The 15,036-nt window shown below is 72.1% G+C and carries 13 protein-coding genes; 3 read left to right on the forward strand and 10 right to left on the reverse strand.

All coding sequences use genetic code 11. The annotated features are described in order from the left end of the window. Positions 1 to 131 precede the first annotated feature (131 nt). Positions 132 to 2,378 carry a glycoside hydrolase family 6 protein gene (locus WFH32_RS07350; RefSeq protein WP_442946319.1) on the forward strand — a complete coding sequence of 749 codons (2,247 nt, stop codon included), beginning with the start codon at positions 132 to 134 and terminating at the stop codon, positions 2,376 to 2,378. Between the two features lie 160 nt (positions 2,379 to 2,538). On the opposite strand, the gene purD is transcribed toward WFH32_RS07350, so the two are convergent. The 7 genes from purD to WFH32_RS07385 all read right to left on the reverse strand — a co-directional run bounded on the left by purD (position 2,539) and on the right by WFH32_RS07385 (position 9,597). Next, entirely contained in the window at positions 2,539 to 3,828 is a 1,290-nt protein-coding gene (purD, locus tag WFH32_RS07355) for a phosphoribosylamine--glycine ligase (protein WP_191795544.1), read from the reverse strand. An 11-nt stretch (positions 3,829 to 3,839) separates the two neighbouring features. Further along, positions 3,840 to 4,397, reverse strand: coding sequence for a signal peptidase I (locus tag WFH32_RS07360; protein ID WP_336706735.1), 558 nt, complete (start codon positions 4,395 to 4,397; stop codon positions 3,840 to 3,842). Between the two features lie 76 nt (positions 4,398 to 4,473). Then, the gene (locus WFH32_RS07365) at positions 4,474 to 5,826 is read right to left on the reverse strand and encodes an RCC1 domain-containing protein (RefSeq protein WP_191795546.1); all 1,353 of its coding nucleotides are present in this window, start codon (positions 5,824 to 5,826) and stop codon (positions 4,474 to 4,476) included. Beyond that, complete coding sequence (locus WFH32_RS07370; RefSeq protein WP_336706736.1) at positions 5,823 to 6,554, reverse strand: LPXTG cell wall anchor domain-containing protein; 732 nt, start codon at positions 6,552 to 6,554, stop codon at positions 5,823 to 5,825. The genes WFH32_RS07365 and WFH32_RS07370 overlap by 4 nt, the downstream gene beginning before the upstream one ends. 1 nt (position 6,555) lies before the next feature. Beyond that, the gene (locus tag WFH32_RS07375) at positions 6,556 to 7,095 is read right to left on the reverse strand and encodes a hypothetical protein (protein ID WP_191795548.1); all 540 of its coding nucleotides are present in this window, start codon (positions 7,093 to 7,095) and stop codon (positions 6,556 to 6,558) included. A 389-nt stretch (positions 7,096 to 7,484) separates the two neighbouring features. Next, entirely contained in the window at positions 7,485 to 8,771 is a 1,287-nt protein-coding gene (locus tag WFH32_RS07380; protein WP_138826414.1) for an adenylosuccinate synthase, read from the reverse strand. A gap of 385 nt (positions 8,772 to 9,156) precedes the next feature. After that, on the reverse strand, positions 9,157 to 9,597 hold the full coding sequence (locus WFH32_RS07385) for a DUF3151 domain-containing protein (RefSeq protein ID WP_336706740.1): 441 nt from the start codon (positions 9,595 to 9,597) through the stop codon (positions 9,157 to 9,159). 69 nt (positions 9,598 to 9,666) lie between these two features. On the opposite strand from WFH32_RS07385, the gene WFH32_RS07390 reads away from it, so the two are divergent. Then, positions 9,667 to 10,005: an STAS domain-containing protein gene (locus WFH32_RS07390; RefSeq protein ID WP_030151057.1), complete on the forward strand. Its 339-nt coding sequence runs from the start codon at positions 9,667 to 9,669 to the stop codon at positions 10,003 to 10,005. A gap of 7 nt (positions 10,006 to 10,012) precedes the next feature. On the opposite strand, the gene WFH32_RS07395 is transcribed toward WFH32_RS07390, so the two are convergent. Beyond that, complete coding sequence (locus WFH32_RS07395; protein WP_336706742.1) at positions 10,013 to 12,385, reverse strand: SpoIIE family protein phosphatase; 2,373 nt, start codon at positions 12,383 to 12,385, stop codon at positions 10,013 to 10,015. A 114-nt stretch (positions 12,386 to 12,499) separates the two neighbouring features. Here WFH32_RS07395 and WFH32_RS07400 point away from each other — a divergent pair, with 114 nt between their 5' ends. Beyond that, positions 12,500 to 12,955, forward strand: coding sequence for an STAS domain-containing protein (locus tag WFH32_RS07400; RefSeq protein ID WP_138826418.1), 456 nt, complete (start codon positions 12,500 to 12,502; stop codon positions 12,953 to 12,955). Between the two features lie 151 nt (positions 12,956 to 13,106). Here WFH32_RS07400 and fbaA read toward each other — a convergent pair whose 3' ends face one another. Together fbaA and WFH32_RS07410 are read right to left on the reverse strand one after the other, a co-directional pair. Then, on the reverse strand, positions 13,107 to 14,129 hold the full coding sequence (gene fbaA / locus WFH32_RS07405) for a class II fructose-bisphosphate aldolase (RefSeq protein ID WP_030151060.1): 1,023 nt from the start codon (positions 14,127 to 14,129) through the stop codon (positions 13,107 to 13,109). A 170-nt stretch (positions 14,130 to 14,299) separates the two neighbouring features. Next, a complete protein-coding gene (locus WFH32_RS07410; protein WP_442946315.1) occupies positions 14,300 to 15,019 on the reverse strand; it encodes a TrmH family RNA methyltransferase in 720 nt (239 codons plus the stop codon). Positions 15,020 to 15,036: the final 17 nt, after the last annotated feature.

Genomic DNA, 15,036 nt, shown 5'->3' on the forward strand with positions numbered 1-15,036 from the left:
GTCCGTGACACGTTGCGCTCGACGCCGCACCCCCGCGGCACGGACCGGCCGGTGTCGTCCGGTCCGAGGACGAACCTCAGGAGGACCTCGTGTCACCAACCCCCCATCGGCTGCGCAAGGGCGCGACAGCCATGGCTGCTGCGGCGCTGGTCGCCGCACCCCTCACGCTCGCTCAGATCCCGGCCGCCGCCGCCGAGGCACGCGTCGCGAACCCGTACGCCGGTGCGACCCAGTACGTGAACCCGTACTGGTCGGGCGCCGTGGAAGCGGCCGCCGCCCGCGCCGACGGCGACCTGGCTGTGAAGATGCAGGCGATCTCGGACGAGCCCACGGCCGTCTGGATGGACCGGATCAGCGCGATCGAGGGCAACGTCGACGGCCCCGGCCTGCGGTACCACCTGGACGAGGCGCTCGCCCAGAAGGACGCCGGGGTGCCGATCGTCTTCAACCTGGTCATCTACGACCTGCCGGGTCGTGACTGCTACGCGCTCGCCTCGAACGGTGAGCTGCCGGCCACGGACGCCGGGCTCGTGCGCTACAAGAACGAGTACATCGACCCGATCGTCGACATCCTCGACGACCCCAGGTACGACTCGCTGCGCATCGCCGCGACGATCGAGCCCGACTCGCTGCCGAACCTCATCACCAACATCAGCACGCCCGACTGCCAGCAGTCCGCCCCGTACTACCGCGCGGGCGTGAAGTATGCGCTCGACGAGCTCCACACGGTCGGCAACGTCTACTCCTACATCGACGCCGCGCACGCGGGCTGGCTGGGCTGGCCGAGCAACTCGGGCCCCGCCGCCAAGCTCTTCGCCGACGTCGTGAGGTCGACGAACGCGGGCTTCGCGTCGGTCACGGGCTTCGTGACCAACACCGCGAACTCGACGCCGCTGGCCGAGCCGTTCCTCGAGGACATCCAGATCGGCGGCACGCCGGTCCGGTCGTCGAGCTTCTACGAGTGGAACGCCGACTTCGACGAGACCGACTGGACCGCGCACCTCTACGACCTCCTGGTCGCCGAGGGCTTCCCGGCCTCGATCGGCATGCTCATCGACACGTCCCGCAACGGCTGGGGCGGCGACGCTCGACCGACCGCGGTCAGCACGTCGACGAACCACAACACCTACGTCGACGAGTCCCGCGTGGACAAGCGCGTCCACCGTGGCGCGTGGTGCAACCCGGCGGGCGCCGGGATCGGTGAGCGCCCGCAGGCCACGCCCTCGGGCTACCCCGAGTCGCACCTGCACGCGTTCGTGTGGGTCAAGCCTCCGGGCGAGTCCGACGGCGCATCGACGGACATCCCGAACGACCAGGGCAAGCGGTTCGACCGTATGTGCGACCCGACGTTCGTCTCGCCCAAGCTCGCCAACCAGCTGACGGGCGCGCTGGGCGGGGCCCCGCTCGCGGGCCAGTGGTTCGACGCGCAGTTCGAGATGCTCGTCGAGAACGCCTACCCGGTCATCGAGGGCGGCGGCACGACGCCCGGCGACGTGACGGCTCCCACGGCCCCGACGGGCCTCGTCGCGGGCACGGCCACGGCCACCTCGGTCCCGCTCTCGTGGACGGCCTCGACCGACGCGGTCGGCGTGACGGGCTACACGATCTACCGCAACGGCGTGCAGGTCGGCACCTCGACCTCGACGAGCTTCACGGCGACGGGTCTGAGCCCCGCGACCACGTACTCGTTCACGGTCACGGCGCGCGACGCGGCCGGCAACGTCTCGACGCCGTCTGCCGCCCGGTCGGTCACGACCGCGGCGGGCCAGACGGACCTGCCGCCCTCGACACCCACGGGTCTGACCGCGGGGACGACCACGGCGAGCACCGTCCCGCTCTCCTGGAACGCGTCGACCGACGACGTCGGCGTGGCCGGCTACGTGGTCCTGCGCAACGGAGCCCAGGTCGGTACCCCGACCGGGACGTCCTTCACCGACACGGGTCTGACGGCGGGCACCACGTACTCGTACACGGTCCGGGCCAAGGACACCGCGGGCAACCTCTCGGCGGCCTCTGCCGCGGTGAGCGCGACGACCACGACGATCGTCGTGCCGCCACCCGGCTCGTGCACGGTCGCCTACTCGGCGAACAGCTGGGGCTCGGGCTTCACGGGCACCGTGAAGGTCACGAACACCTCGACCAGCACGATCAACGGCTGGAGCCTGGCCTTCGCGTTCCCGTCGGGTCAGACCATCACCAACTCGTGGTCGGGTCAGTTCACACAGTCCGGCGCGAACGTCACGGTGACCGGGCTCTCCTGGAACGCGAACCTCGCACCCGGCGCATCCGTCGAGGTCGGCTTCAACGCCGACCACAGCGGCACGAACGGTGCGCCCGTCGCGTTCGCCCTCAACGGCACGTCCTGCACGACCTCCTGACCAGGACGTCCGTGGCCCTCGGGCCACGAGGCGCCGTCCGGGTCCCCTGTGTCGGACGGCACCGGACGGTGAGGGCCCGCGAGCATCGGCTCGCGGGCCCTTCCTCGTCCGCCGGTCCGCCTCACGCGCACGGCCCTCACGGGCCGTCAGAGGCGCACGGTCAGCCCCGCGCGGCCTTCTCAGCGATGTCGGTGCGGTGGTGCGAGCCGGGCAGGACGACGTGGTCGACGCCCGCGTACACCCGGCGACGCGCCTCCGCGAGGTCCTCGCCGCGGGCGACGACCGACAGCACGCGGCCGCCCGCGCTGCGCAGCGTGCCCTCGTCGAGCGCCGTGCCCGCGTGCAGGACGTGCACGCCCTCGACCGCCTCGGCACGGTCGATGCCCGTGATCGGGTCGCCGCTGCGGACGGTGGAGGGGTAGCCGTTGGCGGCGACGACCACGGTGACCGCGGCGTCGTCGGACCAGCGCAGGCGCGGGAAGTCCGCGAGCTCGCCGCGAGCCGCTGCGCGCAGCACTGCGGAGAGCGGGGTCGTGAGGCGGGCCAGGACGACCTGCGTCTCCGGGTCACCGAAGCGCGCGTTGAACTCGACCACGCGGGTGCCACGGCTCGTGAGCGCAAGGCCCACGTAGAGGACGCCGGCGAACGGCGTGCCGCGGCGCGCCATCTCGTCGATCGTGGGCTGCGCGACCCGGGTCACGACCTCCTCGGTCAGGCCCTCCGGGGCCCACGGCAGCGGGCTGTAGGCGCCCATGCCTCCCGTGTTGGGGCCGGCGTCGCCGTCGAACGCGCGCTTGAAGTCCTGCGCGGGGGCCAGGGGGACGACGCTCGTACCGTCGGACAGGCAGAAGAGCGAGACCTCGGGACCGTCGAGGTACTCCTCGATGACCACGACGGGGTCCCCCGCACCGGGGCGCGGCGTCGCGAAGCAGGCCTGCGCGTGCTCGAGCGCCTCCTGGCGGTCGTCGGTCACGACGACGCCCTTGCCCGCGGCCAGCCCGTCGTCCTTGACGACGTAGGGAGCGCCGAACGCGTCGAGCGCGTCGGCGACCTGGTCGATGTCGGTGCAGACGTGCGCGAGTGCGGTCGGGACCGACGCGGCGGCCATGACGTCCTTGGCGAACGCCTTGGAGCCCTCGAGCGCGGCAGCCTGCGCGCTCGGCCCGAAGCAGTCGATGCCGGCCGCGCGCACCGCGTCCGCGACCCCCGCGACGAGCGGTGCCTCGGGGCCGATCACGACGAGGTCCGCGCCGAGGCTGGTCGCGAGTGCCGCGACGGCCCCTCCGTCGACCGCGCTGACCGCGTGCAGGGTCGCGAGCTCGCCGATGCCGGGGTTGCCGGGGGCGGCGTGCAGCTCGTGCGCCTCCGCACCGGTGGCCGCGGCCTCCTGGGCGAACGAGTGGACGATGGCGTGCTCGCGGGCACCCGAACCGATGACGAGGATCTTCACGGGACCGCAGTCTACCGATCCGGCGTCGTGGGCCCCTGGGCGTCCACGGCGTCGGGCGCCACGGCGGCACCGTCCTCCGCGGCGCGCTTCTTCGAGGACGGCATGAGCGCGAACCCGACGAGGGCGCACGCCGCGACGACGATCGGGATCCCGACGGCCGGGCGACGCAGGACCTCGACCGCGTCCCGGGCTCCCGGGATCCGGACCATGGGCACCAGGGCGTCCTCGACCACGTAGGGGTCGGGGTCGTCGACCGGGTTGTTGTCGCCGCGCAGCGTCAGGGTGCGAGCATCCCCCGGCCCGTCCTCGACCTCGACGATGCGGTGCGTGACGAGCACCCCGTCGCGCGTGAAGACGCTCACGACGTCGCCGACCTCGAGCGCCCGGGCCGGGACGCGGCGCGAGACGATCCCGTCGCCGACCTCGTAGGTGGGGATCATCGACCCCGAGACGACGACGAGGGACTGCAGGTTGCCCGTCTGGATGCCGAGGAACAGCACGAGTCCGAGCACCCCGGCGACCGCGGCGGCCGTGAGGAACGCGTCGCCGACGCGCTTGAGCCACTTCATGCGGGACCTCCGAGGACGGGTCGACGATGCGTCCACGGTGCCACGAGCAGTCCGGACCACGCTGCCGCCACGCGTGTCATCCCCAGGTCGACCAGGTCTGCGTGGCCGCCCAGGGGAAGACCTTGCGCGCGCCGGGCCCGGCGGCCCCCTCGATCCCGAGCTGCCCCTTGGCGTCACTGCCCCAGCAGAAGACCCGGCCACCCGTCGTCAGGGTGCACCCGTGGTCGACCGACACGTCGACGGTCTGCAGGAGTCGGTCCTCCCCCATCTGCCGGGTCAGGATCCGCTCGGGCCTGTCCCGCACCACCGGGACGCTCCACTCGTCCTCGTTGGCACCGGTCTGCGCGGAGGAGTTGTCGCCCCAGCAGTAGGCGGCGCCGTCGTGGGCGAGCACGCAGGCGGTCTTTCCGCCGAGGTCGACGAGCGCCGAGCGCAGCTCGGTCAGGGCACCGCGCACCTGGAGCGGGGTCGAGGACATCTCCACCTGGGCGCCGTTCGTCGACTGTCCGAGCTGCTTGGCCGAGTTGTCGCCCCAGCAGAAGGTCCGCTCGGCGTTGTCGGGGCCGGACCCGATGACGCACGCGAACTCGTCGGCGACCGAGACGTCGCCGCTCGTGAAACCCGCGAGCGCGCCCGTCGTCACGACCTTGACCGGGGTGAGGCTCTCGGCGGTCGTCCCGTCTCCGAGCTGGCCCCGGGCGTTCTTCCCCCAGCAGTAGGGGACGCCGTCCGCGACGAGGCAGGCGGAGTCGTCACCGACCCCGACGTCCGTCACCGTCGCGGACACGGGCAGGGCACCGCCCGAGACCTGGACCGGCGCGCCGGTGCTGCCCACCTGGGTGTGCGTGTCGCCCCAGCAGTAGGCCTTGCCCGCGGCGACCACGCACGAGCTCGACGCACCGAGCTCGAGGTCGGTGGCCGCCGACTCGTCGCCGTGCGCCGGGACGCGCACCGGCAGGGTCGAGCTCGCGACCCCCTCGACCCCGAGCTGGCCCTGGTCGTTGAGCCCCCAGCAGAACACGGCGTCGTCGGTCGTGGCGCAGGTGTGCGACGTGCCGGCGTCGATGTCGAGCACGGTCCGGCCCTGAAGCTCTCCACGCACGGGACCCACGAACACGTCGGACGACGTGGTGTCCCCCGTCCCGAGCTGGCCCACCGAGTTGTCCCCCGTGCACCAGACCTCACCGCTCACGAGGGCGCACGAGAAGTCGGCTCCGGTGGCGACCTCGGTCGGGATGCCGGCGGTCGCGATCGCGACCTCACCCTGGGCAGGGACGGCGTCGGTCCAGGCCGCGGCGGTCGGCTGCGGACCACCGGCGGCCCAGAGGGCGGTCACGACCACGAGCAGGAACGCGAGCACCGCGGCCACGCGCTCGCGCAGCCGACCGGGAGAGAACGGGTGGACACGGGTCGTCGCTCGGTCGGTCACGATCTCTCCTCTCGTCGTCGGCGGCGCACGAGCGCCGCACCGATCCCGAGCAGCGCCCCGGAGAGCGCCGCGAGGGTCCACACGTTCGCACCGGTCAGCGCGAGCGGACCGGTGCCCGAGCCGCCACCGGCGGCCCCCGAGCCGTCGGTCCCGCCCGCCGTGCCGGACCCGTCAGTACCCGACGGGTCGGTCCCGGTGCCCGGCGTCCCCTCAGCCTCGCCGCGCAGCGCGAGGTCGTACCGGATGCTGCCGGTCGCCCCCGCAGGGACGTCCTCGTCGAGCGTGACGGAGACCTTGAGCGCGGTCGTGGCCCCCGCGGGCAGGACGACGTCCTCGTGCGCAGCCCCGGCCTGCCCGCCCCGCCATCCGTCGACGAGGACGACCGCGCCGGTCGGGCAGTCGCCGTCGGCCCATGCGGCGTGGCACGCCTCGACGACGGTGCTGAGCGACGGTGCGAGCTCCCCGCTCGTCGTGACGCGGACCTCGACGACGGAGCCGTCGGTCGCGTGGGTCGAGGCCAGGTCGACGACGGTCGATCGGGTCTGGCCCGGCGACATGCCGTCGAAGGAGAACGACCGTGGCAGGGGGCTCACCTCCCCGGCCGACGCCCTGGCGGGCAGCTCCACGGCGACGGCGGCGCTTGCTCCTCCGAGGAGCCAGGCGCCGCCCATCGCGCAGAGGGTCGTCACCCCCACGACGGCGCGCGCCATGCGTGGGGTCGACGTCATGTCAGGGAGTCACCTCGGTACCCGTGACCTGGACCGTGATCTTCGCGGCCTTGCCCATGGCGCCCTGGTTCGGGCCCGTGACGCTCGTGTCGGGGTTCGTGAACTGGTACGTGACGTCGACCGGGACGACCTCGTTGGGCGCGAGCGCGTCGGGGTTCTCGCTCCCCGTGGGGTTGTAGGCGGCCGTGACCGTGAGGAACGACGCGGCGTCACCGGTGACCGTCACGACGGGGGTGTCGACGAGGTCCGCAGCGTGGGTCGAGGTCGCCGCGTTCCTGACCCACACGGTCCGGGTCACGGTCTCGCCGGGGGCGAGGTCCTCGACGACGGGGATCGTGAGCGCGACACTCTCGGTGGTGCCCTCCTGGAAGCCGGTGTCGGCACCGGTCACCGAGCCCACCAGGTTGAAGGACGAGGCGGACACGTCACCCGCGAACCAGACGTTGTCGCTCCACAGAGCGCTGGTCGCGGCGACGCCGACCCCGAGGACGACCAGACCTGCGAGCCCGATCTTGATCTTGCGGCTGCGTGATTCCTGCATGACGTCGACACCTGTCTCTCGGTCAGGGAGAGCGCGACGTACGGCCGGCGTCGTCCCTGAAGCTTCCTTGCGGTCACCCCAAGAAGCGCCGTTTTCTCGACATTCTTGGTACGCCAATACCATACCGGGAACAATTCTCGTGGTGAAGACACGCCAGCAGGTTCACCCGGGCAACTTGTGCACCACTGTCCGGTTTCTGACAAGCCGTGCGATGAACGTCACATGTGCGGAGCGTGCACGACGGAGGCCCTGCGCTCCGCGCGCCTCACGGCGAACGGGGCACAGGGCCTCGGCGTGGTCGAGACGACCGCTCCGACCCGTCCCCTCCAGGGGAGGACGGGCCAAGACCGGTACGTGCGTCCCGGAAATGCTCTCTCGGGGGCGCCCCCTCAGTGCAGCAGGTCGTGCAGCGGGATGATCGCGTCGCGCGACGGCCCTACGCCCACTGCCGAGACGCGCGCACCCGAGAGCTCCTCGAGCGAACGCACGTACGCCTGCGCGTTGGCCGGCAGGTCCTCGAACGTCCGGCAGCCGGAGATGTCCTCGGTCCAGCCGTCGAACTCGGCGTAGATCGGCTTCGCGTGGTGGAACGCCGTCTGGTCGGTCGGCATCTCGTCGTAGCGGACACCGTCGACGTCGTACGCGACGCAGACCGGGATCTTGGGGATGCCCGTGAGGATGTCGAGCTTGGTCACGACGAGGTCCGTGATGCCGTTGATACGGCTCGAGTAGCGGGCGATCACCGAGTCGTACCAGCCGCAACGACGCGCTCGACCCGTGGTCACGCCGTACTCGCCACCGGCCTTGAGCAGGTACTCGCCCATCTCGTCGAAGAGCTCGGTGGGGAACGGGCCCTCGCCGACACGGGTCGTGTACGCCTTGATGACGCCGATCACCGACGAGATCTTCGTAGGTCCCACGCCCGATCCCGTCAGCGCCCCGCCGGCCGTCGCGTTGGACGACGTCACGAACGGGTAGGTGCCGTGGTCGACGTCGAGCATCGTGGCCTGGCCGCCCTCGAACAGGACGTTCTTGCCCGCGTCGAGCGCCTGGTTGAGGATCAGGGAGGTGTCCGCGACCATCGGCTTGACGCGGTCCGCGTAGGCCAGCAGCTCCTCGACGGTCTCGTCGACCGTGATCGCGCGCCGGTTGTAGACCTTGACCAGCAGGTGGTTCTTCTGGTCGAGCGAGCCCTCGATCTTCTCCGCGAGGATCTTCTCGTCGAACAGGTCCCACATGCGGATGCCCACGCGGTTGATCTTGTCGGCGTACGCCGGCCCGATCCCGCGGCCGGTCGTGCCGATGCGGCGCTTGCCCAGGAAGCGCTCGCTGACCTTGTCCATCGTGCGGTGGTACCCCGCGATGACGTGGGCGCTGCCGGAGACCAGAAGGCGCGAGACGTCGACGCCGCGCGAGATCAGGTCGTCGAGCTCCTGGAAGAGGACCTCGATGTCGACGACGACCCCGTTCGCGATGACGGGGGTGACCCCGGGCGACAGGATGCCGGAGGGCAGCAGGTGCAGGGCGTACTTCTCGTCGCCGATGACCACCGTGTGCCCGGCGTTGTTGCCGCCGTTGAACTTGACCACGTAGTCGACCCGCGACCCGAGGAGGTCGGTCGCCTTGCCCTTGCCTTCGTCGCCCCACTGGGCACCGATGAGCACCACGCCTGGCATGGATTCCCCACTTTCAGACTGCCTGTTCCTCGGACCGGGTCACGGACCGGCACCGACCGGCACGTACGTCAGGACTGTCCGGTCGGCGAGCGACCGCGTCGCGCACCATCGACCGGGGGTCGACGCACGGCGCGTACCGCCGACGGGTCCTGCGCGGGCCCGAGGCGCGTCCGGGCGGCAGTCACCCGGAAGCCTGGACGAGTTTACCTGCCATTGACCTCGGCGGGCCCCTCGGCCCACCGTGGAGCATCCCGCGGCCCGACGACGCAGCGTGCGCGACGCCGTCGGGCGGCGGGAGGGAGCACGGCAGCGGGGCCCGGCGACCGCCCGGACCGACGTCCGGCGGCCCGGCACACCCCGGTCGCCGCAGGCGCCGGGGCGGGAATCAGCCCGCGAGGGCCCCGACCTCGTCGGCCGACGTCCCCGAGTCCACCAGGAACTGGGCGCAGCGCTCGGCCTCGCCGTCCTCGCCGATGAGCGACGCCGCGCGCGAGAGCGCGAGCAACGCCCGCAGGAAGCCCTGGTTGGGCACGTGGTCGGCCGGGATCGGGCCCTGACCGCGCCAGCCGGCGCGACGCAGCGCGTCGAGCCCCCGGTGGTAGCCCGTGCGGGCGAACGCGTACGCCGTGACGGCCGCGTGCTCGCCGCCCTCGCGCAGCGTGGCCTCGGCGAGGAGGGCCCACGGGAGCGAGGAGGCAGGGTGCGCGCCGGCGAGGGCGAACGCGTCGTCGCCCCGGGCGATCGCCGCGTCGACGTCCGGCTCGGCCGGGAGGCGGACGGGCGCAGGCCCGTCGAGGAGGTTGCGGTGCGTGGGTGCGTGAGACATCCAGCGATTCTCGCAGGCTCCTGACGAGCGCATGTGCAACGAGGCGCCCCGCACCCTAGAGTCATGAGCATGATCGAGATCTCCACGTCCCCCGCGACGACCACGCTCGTCATCGCCGGGGACCTCGATCTCGCGGAACGTGACCAGTTCCCGGAGATCGCGGCCCGCGTCGTCGGACTGCGCCGCCAGCTCCTCGTGATCGACATGTGCCGTGTGACCTTCATGGACTCGACCGGCGCGGCCTTCCTCATCTCGCTCGCCGACTCCGGCCGCAAGCGCGGCGGGGCGACCGTCCTGCGCGGCTGCGACGACCGGGACCTGTTCGTGCTCGAGGTGTGCGGGGCCCTCGACCTGTTCCGCATCGACGCGGACCACCGCTGCGACCCGCCGGTGAGCGCGACCGCCTGACGGGCCCTCAGGCGCCCTCGGACCTCGCCCCTCGGTCCGCGCGTTCCGCGGCCGACCGCAGCCTGGCCCACACGAGCTTGCCCGAGCCGGCCGGACGCCAGCCCCAGTCCGCGAGGCGCTCGACGATCTGCATCCCGAACCCGCCCATGCGATGCACGTGCCCGTCGGTCGACACGGGCGGCGCAGGGTTCGAGTCCTCGACCTCGACGCGCAGACCGTCCCCGGTGTCGAAGAGCCGCAGCGCGAGGTGCCCCCACCCGTGCAGGACACCGTTCGCGACCAGCTCGGACACGACCAGCTCGGCGTTGGCGCTGTCGCCGAGGTCCCACGCCTGGCAGGTGCGCAGGACCGCGTGCCGCGCCCGACCGATCGACGCGGGCTCGCTCGGCAGGAGCCAGCGGCGGCTGCGAGGGCTCAGGGCCGACGTCACCGGGTCCGTCACCGGGTCCGGGACACGGACCACGACGAGTGCGACGTCGTCCTCGGGGGCGTCGGCGAGGCGCGACAGGAGCTCCTCGCCGATGCCCGCGGAGTCGATCGCCGTGATCGCCCGGGTCGCCTCGACCAGGGCGTCGAGGCCCACGCGCAGCGCCCGGTCCCGGCGCTCGATGAGACCGTCGGTGTAGAAGAGCAGGACGTCCCCCGGCTGCAGGTCCGCCCGTCCCGTCGCGCGCGTCCCGACCCCGAACCCGACGAGCGAGCCGCCCGCCTCGTTCAGCTGGGTCACCTCCCCGCCGCGCAGGAGCAGCGGCGGCAGGTGCCCGGCCCGTGAGTACTCGATCGTCCAGCGCTGCGCGTCCCCGGTGGCGCCCTCGTCGGCGCTTGTCTCGTCGGCGCTTGTCTCGTCCGTGCCCGGCCCGTCGGTGCCGTGCTCGTCGACGCCGTCCTCGGACGGTGGCTGCTCGTCGTGCCGCACGAGCGACGCGTAGACGAGGCTCGCGGACCGCGGGATGCGCATGCCGACCACGAGCTGGTCCACGCGCTCGAGGACCGGCCCGGGCGTCGTGAGCTCGTACGCGTAGGACCGCACGACCGACCTGAGCTGCCCCATGGCCGCGGCCGCCTCGACGTCGTGCCCCACGACGTCCCCGATGACGAGCCCGACCACGTCGGGCGTGATCTGCAGGACGTCGTACCAGTCGCCGCCGACCTGGGCGTGCTCGGAGTTGGGCGCGTAGTACGTCCACACGTCGAGCCCGGCCACGTCCGCCTGCTCGGGAAGCATCGCGCGCTGCAGGGTCTCCGCGAGGCGGTGCTCCCGGGCGTAGAGACGGACGTTGTCGATCGCGAGACCGGCCCGCCTCGCGAGCGTGCGCAGGACCGCGTCGGCGCTCTCCGGGTCCGACACCGTGCCGGGCGAGGCGGGCAGCCCGCTCGTCGCGAGCACCCCCAGGACGCGGCGGCGCCCCGCGATCGCGTGGAGCAGCACCTCGCGCGGCGCACCCACGAGCGAGGAGGTGCGCTGCCGGACGTCCCGGCTCAGCCAGCCCGACGCCGACCACTGCGGGTAGTCCGCCGACAGGTCGAGCCGGACAGGACCGTCGATCCGTCCGTCGAGCAGGTCCTGCACGGTGTCCTGCAGGTCGATCACGGTCCCCGGGACCAGGAGGGCCGGCCCCGTCGCGTCGCCCAGCGCGTCGGTCTGCCCCATGGCCCCCTCGACGATGCCCGCACCGTCCGCGATGTACCGGCCGTGGCGCTGCCCTCGCCCGCTCGGTGGGGTCGTGGTGTCGATGCCCTCGGCGAACCGGAGCCCGTCGTCGTTCATGTAGAAGCCGGCCCACTCCACGAGCGCCCCCTCGAGGACGTCGCAGATCTCCCGCAGCGCGAGCGGGTAGTCCAGGTCGTTGAGCAGGTCCGAGGTCTCGGTGATGATCGCGAGCCCCGCGCGCTTGCGCCGTTCGAGCTCGAGCGACGCGAGCTGGGCCGCCGACCGGTCGACGTGCTCGGTGACGTCGACCATCGAGCCCGCCCAGTGCCCGACCTCGCCACCGGCCTCGTCGACGGGCGCGAGCGTGAGCTGCACCCAGATCATCGACCCGTCGTGGCGCTCGTGCTCCACGGTGCGCTTGACCTCGCGCCCCTCGAGGACGCCGGCCCGGAAGTGCTCGGCCTCCGACTGGTCCGCGAGGACGTCCGACAGGAACTGCGGCCGACGCCCGACGACCTCGTCGGTCGAGAAGCCCGTGAGCCTGCTGAACGCGTCGTTGACCCACAGCACGGGCATGCCCGCGGAGGCCGGTCCCAGGAGGAACGCCGCGACGCCCGCGCGCTGGACGGCACGGGCGAGAGTCTCCGCCCCGCCGTCCGGCAGCGACGTCCCACCGGCACGCGGAACGTGGCCCCAGGAGCCCAGACCCAGGCTCGACGAGCCGACCATTTCCACCTCCGAACGACACTGCCGTGAGCGCGTTACTGTCCCGAGTGGACATTCAACCGTAGATTGGTGATCTCCGAGACCTGTGCGGGTCCGGTCCACGCTGGGAGGAGCAACGTGCGCGACGGTAACACCACGGCTGGTAGCGAGCCCGAGGACCCCGAACTCGGGGCGAGCGGCGTCGTCACGGACCAGGCCGATCCTGCGAGCGTCCACGTCATCGTCGGGGCGACCCGGGCACGGATCGTCCTGTCAGGTGAGATCGACGCCGATCTCGGCGCCGACCTCCTGGACGCGACGGCCGACGCCGAGGCCACGGGCCTGCCCGTCGAGATCGACGCCCATCACGTGACCTTCATGGACTCCTCGGGCGTCGCCTTCCTCGCGCGGCTCGCGACCCGCGGCCCGCACCGGGTCCGGGTGCTGCGCGCCCCGCCGACGGTGCGGTTCCTGCTGGAGGTCACGCGCATCGGGGACATGCTCGACATCGTCGACGAGGACCCCGGCTTCGACCTGCCCGACGGCGTCACGCACCTCAACGGGAGCCGTCGCCTCCCGCGCACCGACCGCTGACGCGGCCCGCCCGGCCCACGCTCCGCCGTCGGGCACCCGCGCCCCGGACGACACGCAGCAGGCCCCGGTCCTGACGGACCGGGGCCTGCTGGCACTTCAGACGGCGGGACGTCCCGCCGGGGTCACCGCCCTGGTGGGCGGCTCACCGGGTTCAGCGGATCTTCTGGCCCGCGGAACGCAGCTGCTGCGACGCCTCGACGATGCGCTGAGCCATGCCGGCCTCGGCGAGCTTGCCCCAGGCACGCGGGTCGTAGGCCTTCTTGTTGCCCACCTCGCCGTCGATCTTCAGGACGCCGTCGTAGTTGCGGAACATGTGGTCGACGACCGGACGCGTGAACGCGTACTGCGTGTCCGTGTCGATGTTCATCTTGATGACGCCGTTGTCCACGGCCTCCGTGATCTCCTCGAGCGTCGAGCCCGAGCCACCGTGGAAGACGAGGTCGAACGGGTTCTCCTTGCCGATGGCGTCGCCGACGGCCTTCTGGATGTCCGCGAGGATCGACGGACGCAGCTTGACCGCACCCGGCTTGTAGACGCCGTGCACGTTGCCGAACGTGAGGGCCGTCAGGTAGCGGCCCTTCTCGCCCGCACCGAGAGCCTTGACCGTCGCGAGACCGTCCTCGACCGTCGTGTAGAGCTTGTCGTTGATCTCGGCCGTGTGGCCGTCCTCCTCGCCACCGACGACGCCGACCTCGATCTCGAGGATGGTGCGCGCGGCGACCGAGAGCTCGAGGAGCTCCTCGGCGATGATCAGGTTCTCGTCGAGCGGCACGGACGAGCCGTCCCACATGTGCGACTGGAAGGTGGGCAGGCCACCGTTCTTGACCTGCTCGGCCTCGATCGCGAGCAGCGGGCGGACCCAGGAGTCCAGGTTCTGCTTGGCGCAGTGGTCCGTGTGCAGGGCGATGGTGACGTCGTACTTCTTCGCGACCTCGGTCGCGTAGGCCGCGAGGGCGAGCGAACCGGTCACGCGGTCCTTGATCGTCGAGCCGGACGCGTACTCGGCGCCACCGACGGAGACCTGGATGATGCCGTCGGACTCGGCCTCGGCGAAGCCCTGAATGGCGGCGGTCACGGTCTGCGAGGACGTGATGTTGACGGCGGGGTAGGCGAACTTGCCTGCCTTCGCGCGGTCGATCATCTCGGCGTAGACCTCGGGGGTTGCGATAGCCATCTGCAGAACTCCAATGACGGAAGGAGGTGGGTGCCGACGACACTGCCGCGCGCCCTGTTATCCCCATGATTTTGTCATGGATCCCTACCGGGGGTGTCGCCCGTCCCTCAGGTGGACGCTCGTCACCACGGGTTGGGACGTCTCACGGAGCAGGCTGCGGGGCCTACCCGTCAGGAGATCGTGAGGTGCTGCGTGACCCATGCGTGCATCGCGATCGCCGCCGCGGCGCCCGCGTTGATCGACCGCGTCGAGCCGTGCTGCGTGATGTGCAGGACGTCGCGGCTCGCCGCCCGCGCCTCGTCCGACAGGCCCGTGCTCTCCTGGCCGAACAGCAGCACGCACTCGGGCGGGAACGCGTACCCCTCGAGGGGGATCGAGCCCGGCACGTTGTCGATCCCGATGACGGGGATGCCCGCGCCGCCGCGGGCGTCCGCGGCCCAGGCCAGCAGGTCCTCGACCTGCGGGTGGTGGCTCACGTGCTGGTAGCGGTCCGTGACCATGGCGCCGCGACGGTTCCAGCGGCGACGCCCCACGATGTGCACCCCGGCCGCGTTGAACGCGTTCGCGGTGCGCACGACCGAGCCGATGTTGAGGTCGTGGCCCCAGTTCTCGATCGCGACGTGCAGGCGCCGGTCGCGCGGCCTGCGCGCGTCCATGTCCGCGACGACGGCCTCGACCGTCCAGTAGCGGTACGCGTCCACGACGTTGCGGCGGTCGCCGTGCTCCAGGAGCTCGACGTCGTAGCGCGGGTCGGTCGGCCACGCGGCCCTACCGCCGGGCCAGGGGCCGACGCCCACCTCGACCTCGTCCTCGCCGCGGTGTGCGGGGGTGTCGGCGGTGTCCGCTCCCGGTGCGTCGGACGGCGTGCGGTGCGCGGAGGTCTCGGTCACCTCCCCATTCTCCCCGG

The organism is Oerskovia sp. USHLN155, assembly GCF_037145535.1.
Taxonomy (GTDB): domain Bacteria; phylum Actinomycetota; class Actinomycetes; order Actinomycetales; family Cellulomonadaceae; genus Oerskovia; species Oerskovia rustica.

Bases quoted from the DNA above. Each gene is read 5' to 3' on its own strand.
- WFH32_RS07370 (WP_336706736.1), bottom strand. From the start codon at position 6,554: ATGACGTCGACCCCACGCATGGCGCGCGCCGTCGTGGGGGTGACGACC.
- WFH32_RS07360 (WP_336706735.1), bottom strand. From the start codon at position 4,397: ATGAAGTGGCTCAAGCGCGTCGGCGACGCGTTCCTCACGGCCGCCGCG.
- WFH32_RS07380 (WP_138826414.1), bottom strand. From the start codon at position 8,771: ATGCCAGGCGTGGTGCTCATCGGTGCCCAGTGGGGCGACGAAGGCAAG.
- WFH32_RS07375 (WP_191795548.1), bottom strand. From the start codon at position 7,095: ATGCAGGAATCACGCAGCCGCAAGATCAAGATCGGGCTCGCAGGTCTG.
- WFH32_RS07385 (WP_336706740.1), bottom strand. From the start codon at position 9,597: ATGTCTCACGCACCCACGCACCGCAACCTCCTCGACGGGCCTGCGCCC.
- WFH32_RS07395 (WP_336706742.1), bottom strand. From the start codon at position 12,385: ATGGTCGGCTCGTCGAGCCTGGGTCTGGGCTCCTGGGGCCACGTTCCG.
- WFH32_RS07350 (WP_442946319.1), top strand. From the start codon at position 132: ATGGCTGCTGCGGCGCTGGTCGCCGCACCCCTCACGCTCGCTCAGATC.
- WFH32_RS07390 (WP_030151057.1), top strand. From the start codon at position 9,667: ATGATCGAGATCTCCACGTCCCCCGCGACGACCACGCTCGTCATCGCC.
- fbaA (WP_030151060.1), bottom strand. From the start codon at position 14,129: ATGGCTATCGCAACCCCCGAGGTCTACGCCGAGATGATCGACCGCGCG.